At 63.6% G+C, this 22,384-nt stretch carries 18 protein-coding genes; 14 read left to right on the top strand and 4 right to left on the bottom strand.

Features of this window, described 5'->3' with window-relative positions:
- Window positions 1-5: 5 nt before the first annotated feature.
- From B0G77_RS08750 to B0G77_RS08800, 11 genes are all read left to right on the top strand, one after another.
- Window positions 6-665: a methyltransferase domain-containing protein gene (locus B0G77_RS08750; RefSeq protein WP_133661780.1), complete on the top strand. Its 660-nt coding sequence runs from the start codon at window positions 6-8 to the stop codon at window positions 663-665.
- A 137-nt stretch (window positions 666-802) separates the two neighbouring features.
- Window positions 803-1,162: an FmdB family zinc ribbon protein gene (locus B0G77_RS08755; protein ID WP_133661781.1), complete on the top strand. Its 360-nt coding sequence runs from the start codon at window positions 803-805 to the stop codon at window positions 1,160-1,162.
- A 72-nt stretch (window positions 1,163-1,234) separates the two neighbouring features.
- Complete coding sequence (locus B0G77_RS08760) at window positions 1,235-1,891, top strand: DUF502 domain-containing protein (RefSeq protein WP_133661782.1); 657 nt, start codon at window positions 1,235-1,237, stop codon at window positions 1,889-1,891.
- A gap of 63 nt (window positions 1,892-1,954) precedes the next feature.
- Entirely contained in the window at window positions 1,955-3,754 is a 1,800-nt protein-coding gene (gene aspS / locus B0G77_RS08765) for an aspartate--tRNA ligase (protein ID WP_133661783.1), read from the top strand.
- A gap of 157 nt (window positions 3,755-3,911) precedes the next feature.
- Complete coding sequence (nudB, locus tag B0G77_RS08770; RefSeq protein WP_133661784.1) at window positions 3,912-4,388, top strand: dihydroneopterin triphosphate diphosphatase; 477 nt, start codon at window positions 3,912-3,914, stop codon at window positions 4,386-4,388.
- Entirely contained in the window at window positions 4,385-5,644 is a 1,260-nt protein-coding gene (gene clsB / locus B0G77_RS08775; protein WP_133661785.1) for a cardiolipin synthase ClsB, read from the top strand. The genes nudB and clsB overlap by 4 nt, the downstream gene beginning before the upstream one ends.
- 250 nt (window positions 5,645-5,894) lie before the next feature.
- On the top strand, window positions 5,895-6,494 hold the full coding sequence (locus B0G77_RS08780) for a TetR/AcrR family transcriptional regulator (RefSeq protein WP_133661786.1): 600 nt from the start codon (window positions 5,895-5,897) through the stop codon (window positions 6,492-6,494).
- A 104-nt stretch (window positions 6,495-6,598) separates the two neighbouring features.
- Window positions 6,599-8,386, top strand: coding sequence for an acyl-CoA dehydrogenase C-terminal domain-containing protein (locus B0G77_RS08785; protein ID WP_133661787.1), 1,788 nt, complete (start codon window positions 6,599-6,601; stop codon window positions 8,384-8,386).
- Window positions 8,387-8,498: 112 nt separating this feature from the next.
- Window positions 8,499-10,934, top strand: coding sequence for a 3-hydroxyacyl-CoA dehydrogenase/enoyl-CoA hydratase family protein (locus B0G77_RS08790; RefSeq protein ID WP_133661788.1), 2,436 nt, complete (start codon window positions 8,499-8,501; stop codon window positions 10,932-10,934).
- 82 nt (window positions 10,935-11,016) lie between these two features.
- Window positions 11,017-12,216: an acetyl-CoA C-acyltransferase gene (locus tag B0G77_RS08795; protein WP_133661789.1), complete on the top strand. Its 1,200-nt coding sequence runs from the start codon at window positions 11,017-11,019 to the stop codon at window positions 12,214-12,216.
- Window positions 12,217-12,316: 100 nt separating this feature from the next.
- Window positions 12,317-13,087, top strand: coding sequence for an enoyl-CoA hydratase (locus B0G77_RS08800; protein WP_133661790.1), 771 nt, complete (start codon window positions 12,317-12,319; stop codon window positions 13,085-13,087).
- 59 nt (window positions 13,088-13,146) lie between these two features.
- On the opposite strand, the gene fdhD is transcribed toward B0G77_RS08800, so the two are convergent.
- Entirely contained in the window at window positions 13,147-13,968 is an 822-nt protein-coding gene (fdhD, locus tag B0G77_RS08805) for a formate dehydrogenase accessory sulfurtransferase FdhD (protein WP_133661791.1), read from the bottom strand.
- 127 nt (window positions 13,969-14,095) lie between these two features.
- Between fdhD and B0G77_RS08810 the strand changes: the two genes are divergently transcribed.
- Window positions 14,096-14,590 carry a nitrate reductase associated protein gene (locus B0G77_RS08810; protein ID WP_133661792.1) on the top strand — a complete coding sequence of 165 codons (495 nt, stop codon included), beginning with the start codon at window positions 14,096-14,098 and terminating at the stop codon, window positions 14,588-14,590.
- A 154-nt stretch (window positions 14,591-14,744) separates the two neighbouring features.
- Complete coding sequence (locus tag B0G77_RS08815; protein ID WP_133661793.1) at window positions 14,745-17,867, top strand: EAL domain-containing protein; 3,123 nt, start codon at window positions 14,745-14,747, stop codon at window positions 17,865-17,867.
- 58 nt (window positions 17,868-17,925) lie between these two features.
- On the opposite strand, the gene B0G77_RS08820 is transcribed toward B0G77_RS08815, so the two are convergent.
- Window positions 17,926-18,321 (bottom strand): acyl-CoA thioesterase, encoded by a 396-nt coding sequence (locus tag B0G77_RS08820; protein WP_133661794.1) that lies wholly within the window; start codon window positions 18,319-18,321, stop codon window positions 17,926-17,928.
- Between the two features lie 210 nt (window positions 18,322-18,531).
- On the opposite strand from B0G77_RS08820, the gene B0G77_RS08825 reads away from it, so the two are divergent.
- A complete protein-coding gene (locus B0G77_RS08825) occupies window positions 18,532-20,427 on the top strand; it encodes an ABC transporter ATP-binding protein/permease (RefSeq protein WP_133661795.1) in 1,896 nt (631 codons plus the stop codon).
- A gap of 140 nt (window positions 20,428-20,567) precedes the next feature.
- Here the strand turns inward: B0G77_RS08825 and murU are convergent, their stop codons facing one another.
- Together murU and B0G77_RS08835 are read right to left on the bottom strand one after the other, a co-directional pair.
- Window positions 20,568-21,293: an N-acetylmuramate alpha-1-phosphate uridylyltransferase MurU gene (murU, locus tag B0G77_RS08830; protein WP_133661796.1), complete on the bottom strand. Its 726-nt coding sequence runs from the start codon at window positions 21,291-21,293 to the stop codon at window positions 20,568-20,570.
- A 16-nt stretch (window positions 21,294-21,309) separates the two neighbouring features.
- Window positions 21,310-22,365, bottom strand: a complete 1,056-nt coding sequence (locus tag B0G77_RS08835; protein WP_133661797.1) for a phosphotransferase — start codon at window positions 22,363-22,365, stop codon at window positions 21,310-21,312.
- Between the last annotated feature and the right edge of the window lie 19 nt (window positions 22,366-22,384).

A 22,384-nucleotide genomic window follows, 5' to 3' on the forward strand; every position in this document is an offset into this window, starting at 1 on the left:
TATCGATGAATGATCCGACCCGGCCTTCAAGGCCACCAGCGCCATCCGCCCCGGCCGCGCCAGACTTCGCCACGCGCGACCCCAACTCGCCGGCATTCTGGGACGAGCGGTTCGAACGCGGTTACACGCCGTGGGATCAGGCTGGCGTGCCGGCGGCGTTCCAGTCGTTTGCGGCGCGGCACGTCGGCGCGCCGGTGCTCATTCCAGGCTGCGGCAACGCCTGGGAGGCGCTGTTGCTTGCCCGGCAGGGCTGGCAGGTTCGCGCGATCGACTTCGCACTGGGCGCGGTCGCCGCCGCACGCAAACAGCTGGGCGCGCATGGCGACGTGGTCGAGCAGGCGGATTTCTTTGCGTACGAGCCACCGTTCACGCCTGGCTGGATCTATGAACGCGCGTTTCTCTGCGCGTTGCCGGAGACCCGCAGGCTCGACTACGCGCGGCGGATGGCCCGGTTGTTGCCGGCAGGCGGGCTGCTGGCCGGCTTCTTTTTTCTTGGCGCCTCACCCAAAGGGCCACCGTTTGGTATTGACCGTCCAGAACTGGAGGCCCTCCTGTCGCCGGACTTCGAACTGATCGAGGACGAAGCCGTGGCGGACTCGATTCCCGTGTTTGCCGGGCGGGAGCGGTGGCTCACGTGGCGTCGGCGTGGACCGGCGCACGCTTGATCCGGGAACGGGTGCCCCCATTTAGTGACACGGCCGGTGTTGCTGCCGGCGATCCTCAAATCGGGGACGGCAGTCGTTTGCGGCTATAATTCAAGGCTTTGCAAGCGTTTACAAGATTTCTGCAGGGAACAAGGATCATGCCGATCTACGCTTATCGTTGTGAATCATGCGGCTTCGGGAAGGACGTGCTTCAGAAGATGAGCGACGCACCGTTGACGCAGTGCCCGGAATGCGGCAAAGACGCATTCCGCAAACAGGTAACGGCCGCCGGGTTCCAGTTGAAGGGATCGGGCTGGTACGTGACGGATTTCCGTGGTGGCTCAGGCGGCTCCAAGGCGGCCGCCAGTGGCAGCAATGGGGCAGCCGAGGCGAAGACCGCCGAAGGCGGCACGCCCGACGCCGTTTCGTCCGCAGGTGCCACGCCCGCCGCGGCCGCGCCCATCGCGGCAGCGGCTTCGCCCGCTGCGGCCTCGACCTCGGGCGCAGACGGGGCCTAGCGGGACAACTGCCCGAACGGGTAGCGAGTACACCGTGCCGGATGGATCCGGCACGGTTCACTGGCGCGACACATGACGACGAAAAAGACGACGCTCAAATCGGTGTTTTTGACCGGCCTGCTGGTGCTGGTGCCTCTTGCCATCACGCTGTGGGTGCTCGGCCTCATCATCGGCACGATGGATCAGACGCTGTTGCTGCTGCCCGCCGATTGGCGGCCGGAACGGTTCGGATACCGCATACCGGGTCTCGGCGCGGTGCTGGCACTCGCCTTCATTTTTATCGTCGGCCTGTTGACTCAGAACTTCATCGGTCAGAAGCTTGTGCAGTGGTGGGACCTGATCGTGCGCCATATCCCGGTGGTCGGGCCCCTGTATACGAGCGTCAAGCAGGTATCGGACACACTGTTGTCCAGCAGCGGCAATGCGTTCCGCAAGGCGCTCCTCATCGAATATCCGCGTAAGGGTTCCTACACAATCGCGTTTCTGACGGGCACGCCCGGTGGTGACGTGGTCAATCACCTGAAGGAAGAGCACGTGAGCGTGTACGTGCCGACGACGCCGAATCCGACGTCCGGCTTCTTCCTGATGTTGCCGAAGAGCGAAGTGATCGAACTCGATATGACGGTCGACGCTGCGCTCAAGTACATCGTCTCGATGGGCGTCGTGGCACCGTCCGCGCCGGCGCAGCCGGCGCCCGTGCGCCGCACCACCATCGAGCCACCGCTGTAATGCCGGTGCACGTCGCCTGTCGACGCGCTCCGTTCAACCAATGCAAAACGAAAGTCAAACATCATGTCGATGAGATCTGAATACTGCGGTCTGGTGACCGAACACCTGCTGGGCCAAACCGTGTCGCTGTGCGGCTGGGTGAGCCGCCGACGTGACCACGGCGGCGTTATCTTCATCGACCTGCGCGATCGCGAAGGCCTCGTTCAGGTCGTCTGCGACCCGGACCGCGCGGAGATGTTCAAGATCGCCGAAGGCGTGCGCAACGAGTTCTGCGTGCGGGTGCAAGGCGTGGTGCGCAACCGTCCGGAAGGCACGGCCAACGCCGGCCTGAAGAGCGGCAAGATCGAGGTGCTGTGCCACGAACTGACGGTGCTCAACGCATCGGTGACGCCGCCGTTCCAGCTCGACGACGACAACCTGTCGGAAACCACGCGTCTTACGCACCGTGTGCTCGACCTGCGCCGTCCGCAGATGCAGCACAACCTGCGCCTGCGCTACCGCGTGGCGATGGAAGTGCGCAAGTATCTCGACGCGCAGGGCTTCATCGACATCGAAACGCCGATGCTCACGAAGAGCACGCCGGAAGGCGCGCGCGATTACCTGGTGCCGTCGCGTGTGAACGCCGGTCAGTTCTTCGCGCTGCCGCAGTCGCCGCAGCTCTTCAAGCAGCTGCTGATGGTGGCGAACTTCGATCGCTACTACCAGATCGTCAAGTGCTTCCGCGACGAAGACCTGCGCGCCGACCGCCAGCCGGAATTCACGCAGATCGACTGCGAAACCTCGTTCCTCAACGAACAGGAAATCCGCGATCTGTTCGAGGCGATGATTCGTCACGTTTTCAAGGAAACCATCGGCGTTGCGCTGGACGAAAAATTCCCGGTCATGCTGTATTCGGAAGCGATGCGCCGTTTCGGGTCGGACAAGCCGGACCTGCGCGTGAAGCTCGAATTCACCGACCTGACCGACGCGATGAAGGACGTCGACTTCAAGGTGTTCAGCACGCCGGCCAACACCAAGGACGGTCGCGTCGCAGCGCTGCGCGTGCCGAAGGGCGGCGAGTTGTCGCGCGGCGACATCGACAGCTACACGGAATTCGTGCGCATCTATGGCGCGAAGGGCCTCGCATGGATCAAGGTCAACGAAGTCGCGAAGGGGCGTGACGGTCTGCAAAGCCCGATCGTCAAGAACCTGCACGACGCGTCGATTGCCGCGATCCTCGAGCGCACCGGCGCGCAGGACGGCGACATCATTTTCTTCGCGGCAGACCGTGCGAAGGTGGTCAACGACAGCCTCGGCGCGCTGCGTCTGAAGATCGGCCATTCGGAATTCGGCAAGGCGAACGCCCTCGTCGAAGACGGCTGGAAGCCGCTGTGGGTGGTCGACTTCCCGATGTTCGAATACGACGAGGAAGAAGCCCGTTACGTTGCTGCTCACCACCCGTTCACGAGCCCGAAGGACGAGCACCTCGAGTATCTGGAAACGGATCCGGGCCGCTGCCTCGCGAAGGCCTACGACATGGTGCTGAACGGCTGGGAAATCGGCGGCGGTTCGGTCCGTATCTATCAGGAAGACGTGCAGAGCAAGGTGTTCCGCGCGCTCAAGATCGGCGCGGAAGAAGCGCGTGCGAAGTTCGGCTTCCTGCTTGACGCGCTCCAGTACGGCGCGCCGCCGCACGGCGGTATCGCGTTCGGTCTCGACCGTATCGTGACGATGATGGCGCGTGCCGATTCGATCCGTGACGTGATCGCGTTCCCGAAGACCCAGCGCGCGCAGTGTCTGCTCACCCAGGCGCCGAGCGAAGTGGACGAGCGCCAACTGCGCGAACTCCACATCCGCCTGCGCCAGCCGGAGGCGAAGGCGTAAGCACTCGCCGGACGTCCGACGCAGTCAGTCGGCAGCAGCAGTTGAAAAAGGCGCGTCATGCGCCTTTTTCTTTTTTTGCGTTACAGTCGATGCGATGCCCATCGACTGACATGCATCGCGCGTAATCTGCGCATGCGCCGTCCCCCGTCCCACGATCATGCCGAAACCACCGAAGATCCCGGAGTCCGTTCTTGTCATCATTCATACGCCTCAACTCGACGTGCTGATCATCGAACGTGCCGACCGCCCCGAGTTCTGGCAGTCGGTGACGGGATCGAAGGATCATCGCGACGAACCGCTTGCCGAGACCGCCGTACGCGAAGTGGGCGAGGAGACGGGCATCGTGGTCGGCACGGACGAAGTGCCCGCCGAGGCCTTGTTCGACTGGCAGCGTCAGATCGAATACGAGATTTATCCGGTGTGGCGCCATCGCTATGCCGAGGGCGTGACGCGCAACACCGAGCACTGGTTCAGTCTGCAGGTGCCGCGCCGCGTCGACGTGAGGCTGGCGCCACGCGAGCACACGGCCTATCTGTGGCTGCCCTATGAAGAGGCGGCGGCGCGCTGCTTCTCATGGTCGAACCGTGAGGCGATCCTGCAGCTTCCCGCGCGCCTCAAGGGCCGTCTGCAATGACGGGCATAGGCGCGCGACACTTCGCGCGGCTCAGGCAAAGCCTGCCCGGCCGGCGTTACTGGTCGAGATACCGCTTCACGGCCGGCAACGATGTCCGGCTCTTCCGTTCGGGTGACGCCTACTTCGATGCGCTCGTCGAACGGATCGACGCCGCGACCGAAGACGTCGTGCTCGAAACGTACATTTTTTGCAACGACGCCGCCGGCCAGAAGATCTCCGGCGCGTTGCTGCGCGCTGCCGCGCGCGGCGTGCGCGTACGCGTGATCACCGACGGCATCGGCACCGCGAGCTTGCCCCTCTTCGACGACTGGTTGGCGAACGGCGTCGAACATCGCATTTACAACCCGCATCTGTTCGGCCGCTTCGGTTTTTCCCGCACGCATCGCAAGCTCGCGGTCGTCGACGGCCAGTACGCGTATTGCGGCGGGATCAACATCGTCGACGACTTCGACAACAACGGCACGCGCCTGCCGCATCCGCGCTGGGACTTTGCCGTCGAACTGCGCGGGCCGGTGGTCGCCGACGTCCGCCAGGCGTTCGAGTGGCAATGGCGCCGTATCCGGCTCGGACACCGCCCCATCGAATCGCTGCAGCCGGAGCGTGACGCGCCACCCGATCTGGGCGGCGTCTCCCGGTTGCGGCTGCAGCACCGGAACCGGGGCGATCTGAGGGCAGCCGGCGTGCCGTGCGTCGCCTTTGTCGCCCGTGACAACCTCGTCAACAGGCGCGCGATCGAACGGGCCTATCTGACTGCGATCGGCCACGCGAAAACCGAGGTGCTGCTCGCCAATCCGTATTTCATGCCCGGCCGCAGGCTGCGCCGGGCGCTCACCCAGGCGGCGCGCCGAGGTGTCGACGTGCGGCTGATCATTGGCCGCAAGGAGTTCGCGGCGCTCGATTACGCGGTGCCGTTTCTGTACCGGGCGTTGCTGAAAGCCGGCGTGAAGATTGCCGAATTTGAGAAGACCATGCTGCACGGCAAGGTCGCGGTCGTCGACTCGAACTGGGGCACCGTGGGCTCGTCGAATCTGGATGCGCTCAGTCTCCTCCTCAACAATGAGGCCAACGTGGTGCTCGAGCTGCACGACGAAATTCAGGCGTTGCGCGACGCGATCCTGACCGCGTTCGACGATTCCCGCAGCATCGACCCGGCGCATTATGAGGCGCGGCCGATGAGCGACCGATTGCTGAACTGGCTTGCGTACAACACGTACCGGGTCGTGATGAAGCTGCTCACGGTCGGCGGCTACGACTAGCCTCACGCGGCTGTCCGGGGCAATCCGGGAAATTCATCAGATACCTGCCCGCGGCCAGCCGGTAGAACCACAACAGGCGCTCCGGACAGAGGACTCTAAAAATTCGACATCGTCTGGTTGGTGGATGCCTCAAAATTAACGACCGGTTAGAAACCGGTTTCTAATAAAGTCCTTGTTTCGCGGACGGTCGTATCCAATAATAGTACGGCCGTTCGATTTTCTTTCGGTCACATCAGAACGGTATAGAGCTATGCGAAAAGGCGAACAGACGCGGGTCGCAATTCTTGACGCAGCACTCGACCTGGCAAGCCGCGACGGACTGGAAGGTCTGACGATCGGCCTCCTCGCCGAGCGGATGCAGATGAGTAAAAGCGGGGTGTTTGCGCACTTCGGGTCGCGTGAAGATCTGCAGGTCGAGGTAGTCAGGGAATATCACCGTCGTTTCGAAGACGAGGTGTTTTTTCCGAGTCTGCGCGAACCGCGTGGGCTGCCGCGTCTGCGGGCGATGATCTCGCGCTGGATTGAGAAGCGCATCCAGGAGGTCACCACTGGGTGCATCTACATCAGCGGAGCCGTCGAATACGACGACCGCGCGGACAACCCGGTGCGCGAGCAACTGGTGTCGAGCGTGACGACCTGGCGTGCGGCGCTCACGCGAGCCATTTCGCAGGCGATGGAGGAGGGGCATTTGCGGCCGGACACCGATCCGCAACTGATGCTCTTCGAACTGTACAGCTTTACGCTCGGCCTGCATCACGATGCACGCTTCCTGCACCTGCCGGATGCAGTGCGCCTGACATGGGCCGCGTTCGAAAAACTGATTATTTCGTATCAGAGCGAAAGCCGCTAGCAGGGCTGACTGGATCCATCGGGTTCGTCGGCGCGGAAGGGTCCAACTCACGGGCCCGAGCTGGTAGCCAAGCTTCAGCCAACACCTTTGGAGTGGAGAAAGTCATGGGACAGTACGCCGCGCCGCTGCGCGACATGCAATTCGTGTTGCACGAGCTGCTCAACGTCGAAGCCGAGATCAGGCAGATGCCGAAGCACGCCGATCTCGACGCAGAAACGATCAACCAGGTGCTCGAAGAAGCCGGCAAGTTCTGCGCAGAGGTGCTGTTCCCGCTCAACCAGAGTGGAGATCAGGAAGGCTGCACGTACGAAGGTGATGGCGTCGTCGCGACGCCGAAGGGTTTCAAGGAAGCCTATCAGCAATACGTCGAAGCCGGCTGGCCGGCACTCGGCTGCGATCCGCAATACGGCGGCCAGGGCCTGCCCGCGTTCGTCAACAACGCGATGTACGAAATGCTGAACTCGGCGAACCAGGCCTGGACCATGTATCCGGGTCTGTCGCACGGCGCGTACGAATGTCTGCACGCGCACGGCACGCCGGAGCTGCAGCAACGCTATCTGCCGAAGCTGGTCTCCGGCACCTGGACGGGCACGATGTGCCTGACCGAGCCGCATTGCGGCACCGATCTCGGCATCCTGCGTACGAAGGCCGAACCGGACAGCGATGGCTCGTACGCCATCAGCGGCACGAAAATCTTCATCTCGAGCGGCGAACACGACATGGCCGAGAATATCGTCCACCTGGTGCTCGCACGCCTGCCGGACGCGCCCCCAGGCACCAAGGGCATATCGCTTTTCATCGTGCCGAAGTTCATCCCGGACGAAGCGGGCGGTCCGGGCGAGCGCAACGGAGTGAAGTGCGGCTCGATCGAACACAAGATGGGCATTCACGGCAACGCCACGTGCGTGATCAATCTCGACAACGCGAAGGGCTGGATGGTCGGTGAGCCGAACAAGGGCCTCAACGCGATGTTCGTGATGATGAACGCGGCACGTCTGGGCGTCGGCATGCAAAGCCTCGGCCTGACCGAAGTGGCTTATCAGAACTCGCTCACGTACGCGAAAGAGCGCCTGCAAATGCGTTCGCTTACCGGCCCGAAGGCGCCGGACAAGGCCGCGGACCCGATCATCGTTCACCCGGACGTGCGTCGCATGCTGCTCACGCAGAAGGCCTACGCGGAAGGTGCGCGTGCGTTCTCGTACTGGTCCGCGCTGCAGATCGACAAGGAGCTGTCGCATGCGGATGAAGCGGCGCGCAAGGAAGCCGCCGACCTCGTCGCGCTGCTCACGCCGATCCTGAAGGCGTTCCTGTCGGACAACGCGTTCGAGGGCACCAACCACGCAATGCAGATCTATGGCGGCCATGGCTTCATCGCCGAGTGGGGCATGGAGCAGTACGTGCGCGACGCCCGCATCAACATGATCTACGAAGGCACGAACGCGATCCAGTCGCTCGACCTGCTGGGCCGCAAGGTGCTCGGCGACATGGGCGCGAAGATGAAGAAATTCGGCAAGCTCGTCACGGAGTTCATCGACGCCGAAGGCGTAAAACCGGAGATGCAGGAGTTCATCAACCCGCTCGCGGACATCGGTGACAAGGTCCAGAAGCTGACGATGGAAATCGGCATGAAGGCGATGCAGAACCCGGACGAAGTCGGCGCCGCCGCTGTGCCGTACCTGCGTACGGTCGGGCACCTCGTGTTCTCGTACTTCTGGGCACGCATGGCGCGCCTCGCGCTCGACAAGGAAGCTTCGGGCGATCCGTTCTACAAGGCCAAGCTCGCTACGGCACGCTTTTACTTCGCGAAGCTGCTGCCCGAAACGGCCATGACGATCCGCCAGGCTCGTGCCGGTTCGAAGTCGCTCATGGAAGTCGACGAAGCCCTGTTCTAGCGCATCCTGGGCACGCGCTGCGCGGCAGGCCGTGCGGCAAACCGTGTGGCGCGCGCCCCGTCTCACACTCGCGTTTCCACGCGACCCTGCACAACTCCCCCGGAGGAACAACGTGAGCAATCTGATCATTCGCAAGGTAGCCGTACTCGGCGCCGGCGTGATGGGCGCGCAGATCGCCGCGCACCTGATCAACGCCAAGGTGCCCGTACTGCTATTCGACCTGCCTGCGAAGGAAGGCCCGAAAAACGCGATCGCGCTGAAGGCGATCGAGAACCTGAAGAAGCTGTCGCCGGCGCCCTTCGGCATCAAGGACGATGCGCAATACATCCAGCCCGCGAACTACGACGACGACATCGCCAGGCTCGAAGAATGCGATCTCGTGATTGAAGCGATCGCCGAGCGCATGGACTGGAAGCACGATCTGTACAAAAAGGTATCGCCGCATATCGCACCGAACGCGATCTTCGCCACGAACACGTCGGGCCTGTCGATCACCGAACTGTCGAAAGGTTTTGCGGACGAGTTGAAGGCGCGTTTCTGTGGCGTGCACTTTTTCAATCCGCCACGCTACATGCACCTCGTCGAGCTGATTCCGACTGCAATGACGCGCCCGGAAATTCTCGACCAGCTCGAGTCGTTCCTGACGAGCGTCGTCGGCAAAGGCGTTGTGCGTGCGAAAGATACGCCGAACTTTATCGCCAACCGGGTCGGTATTTTCTCGATCCTGGCCGTCATCACCGAAGCCGGGAAGTTCGGCCTGCGTTTCGATGAAGTCGACGATCTGACGGGCAGCCGTCTCGGCCGCGCGAAATCGGCGACCTTCCGTACCGCCGATGTGGTCGGTCTCGACACGATGGCGCACGTCATCAAGACGATGCAGGACAACCTCGCCGACGATCCGTTCTTCCCGGTCTACGAGACGCCTGCCGTGCTCGCCGAACTCGTGAAGAAGGGCGCGCTGGGTCAGAAGACCGGCGCTGGCTTCTACAAGAAGGAAGGCAAGGCGATCAAGGTGCTCGACCCGAAGACGGGTGAGTACGTCGAAGGCGGCGCGAAGGCGGACGAACTGATCGGCCGCATCCTCAAGCGTCCGCCGGCGGAGCGTCTGAAGCTGCTGCGCGAATCGGAGCACCCGCAGGCGCAGTTCCTGTGGGCGATTTTCCGCGACGTGTTCCACTACATCGCTGTGCACCTTGAATCGATCGCCGACAACGCGCGCGATGTCGACCTCGCGATCCGCTGGGGTTTCGGCTGGAACGAAGGTCCGTTCGAAGGCTGGCAGACGGCGGGCTGGAAGCAGGTCGCCGACTGGGTGCAGGAAGACATTTCAGCGGGCAAGGCGCTTTCCAGCGCGCCGTTGCCTTCGTGGGTGTTCGACGGCGCAGTCGCAGAAAAGGGCGGTGTGCATACGAGCGAAGGTTCGTGGTCGCCGGCGTCGAAGTCGTTTGTGCCGCGCTCGTCGCTCGCCGTGTATGAAAGGCAGGTGTTCCGCGCACCACTCGCCGGTGAGACGGGCGTCGATCCGAAGACGTACGGCAAGACGCTGTTCGAAACCGAAGCCGTGCGCGCATGGGTCGACGATCGTGCCGGGGAGAACGACGTCCTGATCGTGTCGTTCAAGAGCAAGATGAACACGATCGGACCGTCGGTGATCGACGGCCTCGTGCAGGCGATCGACCTCGCCGAGAAAGACTACAAGGGCGTGGTGATCTGGCAGCCGACGTCGCTGAAACTCGGCACGCCGGGCGGCCCGTTCTCGGCCGGCGCGAATCTCGAAGAAGCGATGCCCGCGTTCATGATGGGCGGCGCCAAGGGCATCGAGCCGTTCGTGAAGAAATTCCAGCAGAGCATGCTGCGCGTGAAGTACGCGAGCGTCCCCGTGGTGGCTGCCGTGTCGGGCATCGCGCTGGGCGGCGGTTGCGAACTGGTGCTGCATAGCGCGAAGCGTGTCGCGCATGTCGAGAGCTATATCGGTCTCGTCGAAGTGGGCGTGGGCCTCGTGCCTGCCGGCGGCGGCCTGAAGGAAGTGGCGGTGCGCGCAGCGGAAGCGGCGAACGCGGTCGGCGCAACGAACGACCTGCTGCAGTTCGTGCAGAAGTCGTTCGAGAACGCGGCGATGGCGAAGGTTTCGGCCTCTGCGCTCGATGCCCGTGCGATGGGTTACCTGAAGCCGTCCGACACGATCGTCTTCAACGTGTTCGAACTGCTCGACACGGCGAAGAAGGAAGCGCGGGCGCTTGCCGCCGCGGGCTATCGTCCGCCGCTGCGCGCGACGCAGATTCCCGTCGCGGGCCGTTCGGCAATTTCGACGATCAAGTCCTCGCTCGTCAATATGCGCGATGGCCGCTTCATCAGCGAGCACGATTTCCTGATCGCCAGCCGCATCGCGGAAGCGGTGTGCGGCGGCGATGTCGAAGCGGGCAGCCTCGTCGACGAAGAATGGCTGCTGCAACTCGAGCGTCGTGCGTTTATCGACCTGCTCGGCACGCAAAAGACGCAGGAACGCATCATGGGCATGCTGCAGACCGGCAAGCCGGTACGGAACTGAAGCGCGGCGCGGACCGCAACGAGATTGCATGGGACCGGACCAGGCGCTAAAGCGCTAAGTCCGGTCGACAAAGGAGCTTCAAATGACAAAGCAATTGCAGGACGCATATATCGTCGCCGCCAGCCGCACCCCGATTGGCAAGGCGCCGCGTGGGATGTTCAAGAATACGCGCCCGGACGAACTGCTGGTGCACGCCATCAAGTCTGCGGTGGCGCAAGTGCCGGGCCTTGACACGAAGCTGATCGAAGACGCGATCATCGGTTGCGCGATTCCGGAAGCGGAACAAGGACTGAACGTTGCGCGGATGGGCGCGCTGCTCGCCGGCTTGCCGAACACGGTCGGCGGCGTCACGGTGAACCGCTTCTGCGCGTCCGGCCTGACCGCGCTCGCGATGGCGGCGGACCGCATTCGCGTCGGCGAATCGGACGCGATGATCGCGGGCGGCTGCGAATCGATGAGCATGGTGCCGATGATGGGCAACACGCCGTCGCTGTCGCCGCATATCTTCGACAGCAGCGAGAATGTCGGCATCGCGTACGGCATGGGGTTGACCGCGGAGAAGGTCGCCGAGCGCTGGAAGGTGAGCCGCGAAGCGCAGGACCAGTTCTCGGTCGAATCGCACCGCAAGGCGGTAGCAGCGCAACAGGCGGGTGAGTTCAACGACGAGATCGCGCCGTACACGATCGTCGAACGCTTCCCCGATCTCGCCGCCGGTGAGGTGAGGGTGAAGACGCGCGAAATCGCACTCGATGAAGGTCCGCGTCAGGACACGTCGATGGAAGGGCTTGCGAAGCTGCGCGCGGTGTTCGCGAACAAGGGTTCGGTGACGGCGGGCAACAGCTCGCAGACCTCGGACGGCGCGGGCGCGCTGATCGTGGTGTCGGAAAAAATGCTGAAGCAGTTCAACCTGACGCCGCTCGCACGTTTCGTCAGCTTTGCCGTGCGCGGCGTGCCGCCGGAGATCATGGGCATCGGTCCGAAGGAAGCGATTCCGGCCGCGCTGAAGGCCGCCGGCCTCAAGCAGGACGACATCGACTGGATCGAGCTGAATGAAGCGTTCGCGGCGCAGTCGCTGGCGGTGATCCAGGACCTCGGTCTGGATCCGTCGAAGATCAACCCGCTTGGCGGCGCGATTGCGCTCGGCCATCCGCTCGGCGCGACGGGCGCGATCCGTGCTTCGACGGTCGTGCATGGCCTGCGCCGCCGCAACCTGAGGTACGGGATGGTGACGATGTGCGTCGGTACCGGGATGGGCGCGGCAGGCATCATCGAACGCCTGTAAACGGCTCGCCCCGGCAGCGCAATACAGGACGAACGGTTCGCAGGTCGCGTGGCTTGCGAGCCGTTTTTTCCACTCAGGAAGTCCGAAAGGTAACGAGGAGATGGCGATGGATATTCTGGTTGGGTGCGCAGACGGCGTGCTGACGATTGCCTTCAACAGGCCGGAGAGGAAAAACGCGATCACGGCCGCGATGTACCAGACGATGGCCGATGCGCTCGTCGATGCTCAGGCCGACGCGTCGGTGCGCGCGATCCTGATTCGCGGCAGCGCGGGCATTTTCAGCGCGGGCAACGATCTGGAAGATTTCATGAAGGCGCCGCCGATGGGCGAGAACGCGCCGGTGTTCCAGTTCCTGCGCGCGATAAGCTCGGCCGAAAAGCCGGTTGTGGCGTCGGTGGCGGGTGCAGCGGTCGGGGTTGGCACGACGCTGCTGCTGCACTGCGACCTGGTGTATGCCGCGGAAACCGCCACTTTCTCGTTGCCGTTCAGCCAGTTGGGACTGTGTCCGGAAGCGGCCTCGTCGCTACTGCTGCAGCGTGTCGCGGGCTATCAGGGTGCGGCGGAAAAGCTGCTGCTCGGCGAAGCGTTCGATGCGAAGGAAGCGCAGCGCATGGGTTTTGTGAACCACCTGCTGGCGGCGAGCGAAGTAGATGCCTTTGCGCTCGCGCAGGCGGCGAAGCTGGCGGCGCTGCCGGCTTCTTCGCTGCGTGTCACGAAGTCGCTGATGAAGCGCGCGAGTCAGCACGAAATCCAGACGCAGATGAGCGAGGAAGCGGTGCACTTCGGCAAGATGCTGCTTGCGCCGGAAGCGCGCGAGGCTTTCAAGGCGTTCTTCGAGAAGCGCAAGCCTGATTTCCGGCAGTTCGACTGAGGCAGCGCTGTAGCTGTGATGTTTTCGGCGTCAGGGAAGCGTCACAGCCGGCGTCGCCATCACCGCGTACCGTAGTCGACGTAGCTCGTTTCCCGGCAAAAGCTCACCAGCCGCAGATTCGCCTTCTTCGCGATCGCGATTGCGAGCGACGACGGCGCGGAAATCGTCGCGATCATCGGCACACCGACGCGCGCCGCCTTGCGCACCAGTTCATAGCTTGCGCGGCTCGACAGAAAAACGAAGCCATCTCTGGTATCCGCGCGATCGAGCACCAGCTGGCCGATCAGCTTGTCGAGCGCGTTATGGCGGCCGACATCCTCGAACGCATGGCGGATCGCGCCCTGGGCGTCGCACCACGCGGCGGCGTGCAGCCCGCCTGTCAGGCGGGTGAGCGCCTGGTGGGCGGGCAGTTCGCGAGCGGCGCGCGCGATCGCGTCGGGCGCCAGGCGTTCCAGAAAGCCGGTATCCGGCACGACTTCCGGCTGCAGATCGAGCAGATCGATGCTTTCGATTCCGCACACGCCGCAGCCCGTGCGTCCTGCCAGTGCACGCCGTTTTTCCTTCAGCGCGACAAAAGCCTGCTGGACGACGGTCAACTGCACCTCGGCGTGCGGCAGCTCGCCGTCGTACAACGCGACCTCGATGTCCTGAATGTCGCTGCCACGCTCGACGATCCCCTCCGAAATCGAAAAACCGACCGCAAAAGCTTCCAGGTCGCGCGGCGTGCACATCATCACCGCGTGCGAAATGCCGTTGAAAACGAGCGCGACCGGCCATTCCTGGCCGACATGGTCGGCGACGGTTTCGATCGCCTCGCCCCGATGCCGGCGCACCGTCTGTTCGACGGCGCCGGGCTGGCCGGCGGTTTCCAGTTCGTTCAAAAGCAGACTCCTTCGATTTGTCGCGCGGGCGCAGCGGGCCGTGCGCGGTGCCGCTATCTCGCTAATAAGGTTCTAAAATACCTCAAGCCGGCATCGCGCGTTGCCTGTCATTCACGAGGACACTGTTATGGGACTCAACGAGTCGCCCCTCCTGTTTAACTTTGAAATCGCCTCTTCGGAGAATCTCACCTTTATCCCGATGGCCGTGCGCTTCAATCTCGATCGCTTCGGCCTGCGCATTTCGCTTGCCCAGTGGCAGATGTTGCCGCTCGAAGACCGCAAGTTGCTGGCGCGCTTTCCGGTCGACGAAGACACCACCATCGAGCCGAATTTCGACCACGCGCTGTTTGAAATGCTGCGCACCCACGCGAACGTCGAGCCGGAGTGGTTCTCGCCCGACGAGGCACCCGCCTGGCGTGACACGGCCGCGGTGCCGGACGGCGTGGTGCACCAGGCCATGGTCGCCCGGCTACGGGCGCCGACGCAGGAGCAATGGGCGCAACTCGATCCGTTCCAGCGTTACGTACTTGCCAAACTTTCGCGCAAACCGGAAGAAAATCACGATTTCGTCCCGGCGATGAGTGAATTCGGGCTCGCGATCTCCGGACACACACTCAGCTAGGGAACAGTCTTTTCGTCCTGGCCCTCAACTTTTTCCGGGCGCCGCCGTTATCCATGGGTTAGCGCGTATAAGAGCCGCGTTCGTGCCGCTGCATCCCACGAAGAGCGGGCCTGCCGGGCGCACCGCCCGCGGAACGATCCGACGTTCGGAACCCATGACTCCTTTTTTCTCGAAGCGGCTGCTGATCAATCTGGCAGTCGTCGCCGCGGCGGTCGGCGCGAACGCGTTCGTCGCCTACACGCAGATCTGCGGCCAGCGAGCGGCGGATGCGCGGACGATACGCTCGATGAATATCAAGCGGGATCTCGACGCGTGGCGCGAGACGCTGGATCTCGAACTGGCCGCGCTCGGCCGCTTCGAGGCATCCGGCGCAATCGAGCCCGAGGCTGCCGCGGCGGTTCGGTCGGCCGAGGTGTCCCAACTGGAAGGCGCATTGCGCGCCGCGTTTCGGGACGAGCCACCCATGATCGCCGCGCTCGAACAACTCGCGCCATCCGCGCACGTGTTGCAGCGGGACGTGGCGGCGGCGCTTGCCCGCAGCGCGAAGCTTCCGCCCGACGCGCCGCGGACGTGGGCCGCCGCGGAATACACGCGGATCGACATGCAGCTTGGCGCGTTCGAGCATGACCTCGCGGCGATGCGGCATGAGGAGGATCGCTCGCTGGAGGCCGCGCTGACCGAATCGGCGAAAGCCACCCAGGTCGCGATGCTGCTCCTCTTCGTGACGACGCTTGCCGGCGGCGCGCTGCTGATCTTCACGTTCGGCGTGCGCGAGAGCGCCGCGCGCGAAAAAATCCGGGTCGTGCGGGCGCTGCGCCGTAACGACGAGCGCTTTCGCGGGCTGTTCGACGCCCATCCGGTACCGATGTACATCTTCGACCGCGAAACGCTGCGCTTTCTCGCGGTGAACGCGGCGGCAATCCAGCAGTACGGGTACTCGGAAGCGGAAATGCTGACGATGACGATCCGCGCGATCCGTCCGGTCGCCGAAGTGGCGCGGCTCGAGTCGCATCTGCAGCGCAGCGACGCCGTGCCGCGTAGCGGCCGCACGATGGCGGGCATCTGGCATCACCGCCGCAAGGATGGCACGCAGATCAGCGTCGATATCTCGTATCACGCGCTGACCTTCACGGGACGTCCCGCGCTCTTCGTGCTGGCTGACGACGTCACCGACCAGATCAACGCCGAAGCCGAGGCGCAGCGCTCGAACCAGATGCTCGAGACGGTTATCGACAACATCCCGCAGCGCATCTTCTGGAAGGATCTCGAATCGCGCTATCTCGGCTGCAATATGGCGTTTGCGCGCGATGCGGGGCTCGCGTATCCGGAGCAGGTCGTCGGCAAGACGGATTTCGATCTGCCGTGGCGGGAGTTCGCAGCTCAGATGCGCGAGCACGATCACGATGTGATGGCGTCGAGCGTGCCGAAGATGAACTTCGAGTTCGACATGACGCTCGACAGCGTGCACCGGACGACGATCACGAGCAAGCTGCCGTTTACCGACAGCGACGGCACTGTGATCGGCGTGCTCGGCTCGTACACGGACGTCACTGATCGCAAGCGCTCGGATCTGGCGCTGCGCCTGCAAAGCCGCGCACTCGACGCGAGCGTGAACGCGATCTTGATCACCGGGCCGGTATCGGGCAGCGGCAATCTGATCGAATACGTGAATCCGGCGTTCAAGCGGATCACAGGCTACGATCCGGCCGAAGTGATCGGTCAGGATTGCCGCCTGCTGCAGCGGGACGACCGCGATCAGGAAGGGCTGGAGGCGATCCGTCTCGGGCTTGCCGCCAATCGCGAGGTGAGTGCGGTGCTGCGCAATTACCGCAAGGACGGTGCGCTGTTCTGGAACCAGCTGTTCATCGCGCCGGTGCCGAATGCCGACGGACAGACGACGCATCACATCGGCATCATCAACGACGTGACCGAACTGATCCGCTATCAGGAGCAGCTCGAATATCAGGCGAACTACGACAGCCTCACGCGCCTGCCGAACCGCAACCTGCTGCGCGACCGGCTGCAGCACGCGCTGATCGCCGCGCAGCGGCGCGAGCAGGGCGTCGCGGTCGTGTTCATCGACCTCGACGGCTTCAAGAACGTCAACGACAGCCTTGGGCACAGCGTCGGCGACCGGTTACTCGGCGTGGTCGCAGAGCGGCTCGCACGCTGCGCGCGGGCGAGCGACACCGTGGCGCGCCATGGCGGCGACGAGTTCGTGATCGTGATGACCGATACCGTCGACGAACAGTCGCTGATCGCGTGGATGGAGCGCGTGCGCGTGTCGATCTCAGAGCCGGTGTGGCTCGACGGCACCGAGCTCTACGTGGGCTGCAGCATGGGCGCGAGCCTTTTCCCGCAGGACGGACACGACGCCGAAACGCTGCTGAAAAAGGCCGATGTCGCGATGTATCGCGCGAAGGACCTGGGCCGCAACACGTTCCAGTTCTTCCAGCCGGAGATGAACGCGAGCGCGAGCGCGCGGATGAACATGGAGCGCCGCCTGCGGCGTGCGCTGCGCGATAGCGAGTTCCTGCTGCATTACCAGCCGCAGGTGGACATCGTGACCGGCCGGATCGTCGGCATGGAGGCGCTGGTGCGCTGGCGCGATCCGGAAGTCGGGTTGGTTCCGCCTTCGTCGTTCATTCCGGTCGCGGAAGAGAGTGGGCTCATCGGACAGCTGACCGAATGGGTGCTGCGCGAGGCGTGCGGGCAGAACAAGGCGTGGCAGGACGAAGGCTTGCCGCCGGCGCGCGTGTCGGTGAACCTGTCGGCGCGGGAATTCCATCAGCGCAACATCGCCGAGCTCGTCACGCGGGTGCTGGAGGAAACCGGGCTCGCGCCGCAGTATCTCGAACTCGAACTCACCGAAAGCACGATCATGCGCAACGCCGAAGAAGCCGTGACGATGCTCAACGATCTGCACGCACTTGGCATCGGCCTTGCAATCGACGACTTCGGCACCGGCTACTCGAGCCTCAGCTATCTGAAGCGCTTTCCGGTGGATCGCCTGAAGATCGACCGCTCGTTCGTGTCGGATATCGGTGCTTCGAACGACGACGAGACGATCACGTCGGCGATCATCGCGCTCGCGCATTCGCTGGAATTGCAGGTGATCGCGGAAGGCGTGGAGACGTCGGCGCAGCTCGACTTCCTGAGAGCGCGCGCCTGCGACGAGATGCAGGGTTACTATTTCGCGAAGCCGATGCCGCGCGATGCCATTCGGGCGCTGCTGACGCACGGCGGGTCACCCGTGGCGGCGACGGCCGAAGCGTGACCTGCAGCTGGAGTGGCGATAGCCGCTGCCGTGGCCATCCCGCGGCAGGTGCTGAGGGTCAGTCCAGCGCGGGCAGCGCGCGCGGACGGCGCTCGCTATCGGTCGCGACATAGGTGAGCGTCGCTTCGGTCACCTTGACGACTTCTTCGGTGAGGCTCATGCGCTGCGCGTACACCTCGACCGATACGGTGATTGACGTGTTGCCGGTCTTCACGATATCGGCGTAAAAGCTCAGCAGATCGCCGACGAAAACCGGCTGCTTGAAAACGAACGAGTTGACGGCGATCGTGGCCACGCGGCCGTTGGCGCGACGGCTCGCGGGGATCGAGCCCGCGATGTCGACCTGCGCCATGATCCAGCCGCCGAATACGTCGCCATGAACGTTTGCGTCCGATGGCTGCGGCATCACACGCAGGGCCGCGGACTTTTGCGGAAGCTGGAGGTTTTCGGTCATCGGGACATCCTTGGGGAACAGGTTGGCTTCGCGTGCAGACGCGTCGGTTCAGGCGCTCGGCATGACGTTGCCAGGCCAGCGCGTGGAAAGCGGCGCCAGCCGGCTTCTGCGACAATACGAAAGATCAGGAATTGTACGGGAAAGCGCGCAAACCGGAAGGCACGGCCAAAAGCGCACCGATACATCCGCCCCTCCCCACAGCCGACCTTCATGCGCCGTTATTCCGCCTCCTCCGAGCCTTCGCCGATCTCGACCCAGCCGCGCAACGACTGGCAGACGATCGTGTCATTGCTGCCCTACCTCGCCACTTATAAATGGCGTGTGATTTTCGCGCTCAGTTGCCTGATCGGCGCGAAGGTGGCGAACCTCGGCGTGCCGGTGGTGATGAAGCGGATCGTCGACAGCCTCGCGTCGGTCCAGCATCTGACGGCACTCGGCCGGGCCGACCACGCGCCGGGTATCGTGTTGCTCAGCGGTGTCGGGCTGCTGGTGGTCTCGTACGCGGTCGTGCGGCTGTCGACCTCGCTCTTCACCGAGCTGCGAGAAATCCTCTTTTCGAAGGTTACCGAAAGCGCGGTGCGTCAGCTGGCGTTGAAGGTGTTCCGGCATCTGCACGCGCTGTCGCTTCGGTTCCACCTCGACCGGCAGACCGGCGGCATGTCGCGCGACATCGAGCGAGGTACACGCGGCATCACGCAACTGATCTCCTATTCGCTGTATAGCATCCTGCCGACGCTCGTCGAAGTCGGCCTCGTGCTTGGATTCTTTGTCGTCAAGTACGAGGCGTATTACGCGATCGTCACGTTCATTGCGCTCGCTGCGTACATCACGTTTACGGTGAAGGTGACTGAGTGGCGCACGCATTTTCGCCGCACGATGAACGATCTCGATTCGCGCGCGAATTCGCGCGCGATCGATTCGCTGCTCAACTACGAGACCGTCAAGTATTTCGGCAACGAAGAGTGGGAAGCGCAGCGCTACGACGAAAACCTCAAGCGCTACCGCGCGGCGGCGATCAAATCGCAGAACTCGCTGTCGGCGCTGAATTTCGGACAGCAGGCGATCATCGGCACAGGGCTCGTGTTCATCCTGTGGCGCGCGACGCAGGGAGTGATGGCAGGGCGGCTCACGCTTGGCGATCTCGTGCTGATCAACACCTTCATGTTGCAGCTGTATATTCCGCTGAATTTTCTCGGTGTGGTGTATCGCGAGCTGAAGCAGAGCCTCACCGACATGGACCGCATGTTCACGCTGCTCGGCGCGGCGCGCGAAGTGCCCGACGTCGAGAATGCGCCGGCGCTCGCGGTGACCGGCGCGCAGGTGCGCTTCGAACGCGTGAACTTCGCTTACGAACCCGCGCGGCAGATCCTGCATGACGTGAGCTTCACGATTCCGGCTGGCACAACGACGGCTGTCGTTGGGCACAGCGGCTCAGGTAAGTCGACGCTCGCGCGCCTGATGTTCCGCTTCTACGATCTGGACCGTGCGACGGGTGGCGCGATCACGATAGACGGCCAGGATATCCGCGATGTGACGCAGGATTCATTACGCGCTTCGATCGGTATCGTGCCGCAGGACACGGTGCTGTTCAACGATTCGATCTACTACAACATCGCCTATGGCCGCCCGAGCGCGACACGCGACGAAGTGATTGCCGCGGCGCGTGCGGCGCACATTCACGACTTCATCGAAGGTTTGCCGAAGGGTTATGACACGCCGGTTGGCGAGCGCGGGCTGAAGCTGTCAGGTGGCGAGAAGCAGCGCGTCGCGATTGCGCGCACGATCCTGAAGAATCCGCCGCTGCTGATTTTCGACGAAGCCACCTCTGCGCTCGATTCGCGTTCGGAGCGGGCGATCCAGCACGAACTCGATCAGATTGCGCGCGAACGGACCACGTTGATCATCGCGCACCGTTTGTCGACGGTCGTGCATGCCCAGCAGATCATCGTGATGGATCGCGGGCGGATCGTCGAACGCGGGACGTACGCCGAGCTGATTCTTGCCGGCGGACATTTTGCGCAGATGTGGGCGCTGCAACAGCAGCGCGCAGCACTGGCCGATGATGCGCAGGAGCCCGCCGTCGCGGCAGGGCACGAGGACAAATGATGTCGGCTGGTGGCGGGTTGCCGTGGCTGGTTTCAGGGACATTTCATGCGCGCCTCGCCTAAGCAATCCGGATACTTCGCGCGATAGCGGGTGATAGCGGGCGACGCCGCCACCCGCCGCACCTTGAGCATGATGGGCGTCTAGCGGCCCGCGCCGAGCCGTTCGTCGAGCGCCTTTAGCTGTGCCGGTGTACCGACGTTCTCCCACAAACCCTGATGCAGCTCGCCGGTCACCTTGCCACGCGCGATCGCGTCGCGGTAGTAAGGTGTGAGCGCGCGCCGCGTGCCAGACGGCAGAGCACCGAACATGCGCGTGTCATACAGGCCGATGTTGCCGAACGTATAGCGCGGCTCGCCTTCGAGCGACAGCACGCCGTCGACGAGCGCAAAATCCCCGGACGAATGAAACGGCGGGTTGGGCACCATCACAAGATGCATGCCGGGTTCGGGCAGGTCCCGGAGCCGAGCGGCATGCGCATGTAGCGTGCCGTAGTCGAAATCCGCATACACGTCGCCGCTAACGGCAACGAAGACTTCCGGCGCACCCGCGTCTTCGAGCAAAGGCCGGGCTTGCGCGATGCCGCCGGCCGTCTCCAGTGCCTCGTCTTCCGGCGAATACCGCAGCGAAACGCCCCAGCGCGAGCCGTCGCCGAGCGCGTCTTCGATCTGCTGGCCGAGCCACGCGTGATTGATTACGATGGTGCGCAAACCGGCCTGCGCGAGCCGTTCGATCTGCCACACGATCAATGCCTTGCCGCCGGCTTCGAGAAGGGGTTTCGGGCGTGAATCGGTCAACGGACGCATCCGCTCGCCGCGTCCGGCGGCAAAAATCATCGCTTTCGTCAGGCAATTCGCTGGCGTGTTCATCGGTGTACTGGCCCGCTCAGAAGGTGTAACCGACGTCGGCAGCACGGCCTTCGAGCTGGTCGAGCAACTTCGCGAACGGCGCAAGCGGCCGGTAGCGTTCCGCGACCTTGCGCGCATAGGCGATAAATCGCGGCAGATCGGCAAGATAGTGCGGCTTGCCGTCGCGGTAGTTGATCCGGCAGAAGAGCCCAAGCACCTTGATGTGCCGCTGCAGGCCCATCCATTCGAGCTGCCGGTAAAACTCACCGAAATCGGGATCGACCGGCAGCCCGGCTTTCTTCGCGCGTTCCCAGTAGTACACGAAGCAGTCCAGCTCGAACTCTTCGTCCCAGCCGAGGAACGCGTCGCGCAGCAACGAGGCGACGTCGTACGTGATCGGACCGTACACGGCGTCCTGGAAATCGAGCACGCCTGGATTCGGGCTTGCCACCATCAGATTGCGTGGCATGAAATCGCGCAGCATGAAAACCTGAGGCTGGGCTCGCGCGCTCGCCACCAGCAACGCAAAAGTCCGGTCGAGCACGGAACGGGTTTTTTCGTCGACAGGCTGATTCAGATGCCGGCCGATGAACCACTCCGGCATCAATTCCATTTCGCGGAGAAGGAACACTTCGTCGAACGGCGGCAGGACGTCTTCGCGCGATGTGCGCTGCCAGCGGATCAGGGCATCGAGCGCATCGCGCATCAGCGTGCGGGGTGTGTGTCCGTCGGTGCTCCCGCCATCCGTCAGCGCGCGCAGGTAGGACGCTGTCCCGAGATCGGTGACGAGCATGAAACCCGCCTCAAGATCGACCTCCAGCACCCGCGGGACGTGGACGCCAGCGGTTTCCAGCAGCTGCGCGACCTGCACGAACTCGCGGCACTTCTCAGGTGGGGGTGCATCGACGGCAATCAGCGTCGGGCCGTGCGGGCCGCTCGCGGCGAGCCGGAAATAACGGCGAAAACTGGCGTCCGACGAGGCAGACGCGAGCGAGGCGACGTCAAGGCCGTAGCGGTCGGCGTGGGTGCGAAGCCAGGCGGTGAGCAGTTCGAGACGGGTATCGGGGGTGTCGGGGGCGGCAGGTAAGGTCATGAAAACCAGAGGCAAAATC

Origin of the sequence: Paraburkholderia sp. BL10I2N1 (assembly GCF_004361815.1) — a bacterium.
GTDB lineage: Bacteria > Pseudomonadota > Gammaproteobacteria > Burkholderiales > Burkholderiaceae > Paraburkholderia.

Bases quoted from the DNA above. Each gene is read 5' to 3' on its own strand.
- aspS (WP_133661783.1), top strand. From the start codon at position 1,955: ATGTCGATGAGATCTGAATACTGCGGTCTGGTGACCGAACACCTGCTG.
- B0G77_RS08750 (WP_133661780.1), top strand. From the start codon at position 6: ATGAATGATCCGACCCGGCCTTCAAGGCCACCAGCGCCATCCGCCCCG.
- B0G77_RS08760 (WP_133661782.1), top strand. From the start codon at position 1,235: ATGACGACGAAAAAGACGACGCTCAAATCGGTGTTTTTGACCGGCCTG.
- B0G77_RS08810 (WP_133661792.1), top strand. From the start codon at position 14,096: ATGGGACTCAACGAGTCGCCCCTCCTGTTTAACTTTGAAATCGCCTCT.
- B0G77_RS08785 (WP_133661787.1), top strand. From the start codon at position 6,599: ATGGGACAGTACGCCGCGCCGCTGCGCGACATGCAATTCGTGTTGCAC.
- B0G77_RS08800 (WP_133661790.1), top strand. From the start codon at position 12,317: ATGGCGATGGATATTCTGGTTGGGTGCGCAGACGGCGTGCTGACGATT.
- clsB (WP_133661785.1), top strand. From the start codon at position 4,385: ATGACGGGCATAGGCGCGCGACACTTCGCGCGGCTCAGGCAAAGCCTG.
- B0G77_RS08780 (WP_133661786.1), top strand. From the start codon at position 5,895: ATGCGAAAAGGCGAACAGACGCGGGTCGCAATTCTTGACGCAGCACTC.
- B0G77_RS08825 (WP_133661795.1), top strand. From the start codon at position 18,532: ATGCGCCGTTATTCCGCCTCCTCCGAGCCTTCGCCGATCTCGACCCAG.
- B0G77_RS08820 (WP_133661794.1), bottom strand. From the start codon at position 18,321: ATGACCGAAAACCTCCAGCTTCCGCAAAAGTCCGCGGCCCTGCGTGTG.
- murU (WP_133661796.1), bottom strand. From the start codon at position 21,293: ATGAACACGCCAGCGAATTGCCTGACGAAAGCGATGATTTTTGCCGCC.
- B0G77_RS08835 (WP_133661797.1), bottom strand. From the start codon at position 22,365: ATGACCTTACCTGCCGCCCCCGACACCCCCGATACCCGTCTCGAACTG.
- B0G77_RS08795 (WP_133661789.1), top strand. From the start codon at position 11,017: ATGACAAAGCAATTGCAGGACGCATATATCGTCGCCGCCAGCCGCACC.
- B0G77_RS08815 (WP_133661793.1), top strand. From the start codon at position 14,745: ATGACTCCTTTTTTCTCGAAGCGGCTGCTGATCAATCTGGCAGTCGTC.
- B0G77_RS08755 (WP_133661781.1), top strand. From the start codon at position 803: ATGCCGATCTACGCTTATCGTTGTGAATCATGCGGCTTCGGGAAGGAC.
- nudB (WP_133661784.1), top strand. From the start codon at position 3,912: ATGCCGAAACCACCGAAGATCCCGGAGTCCGTTCTTGTCATCATTCAT.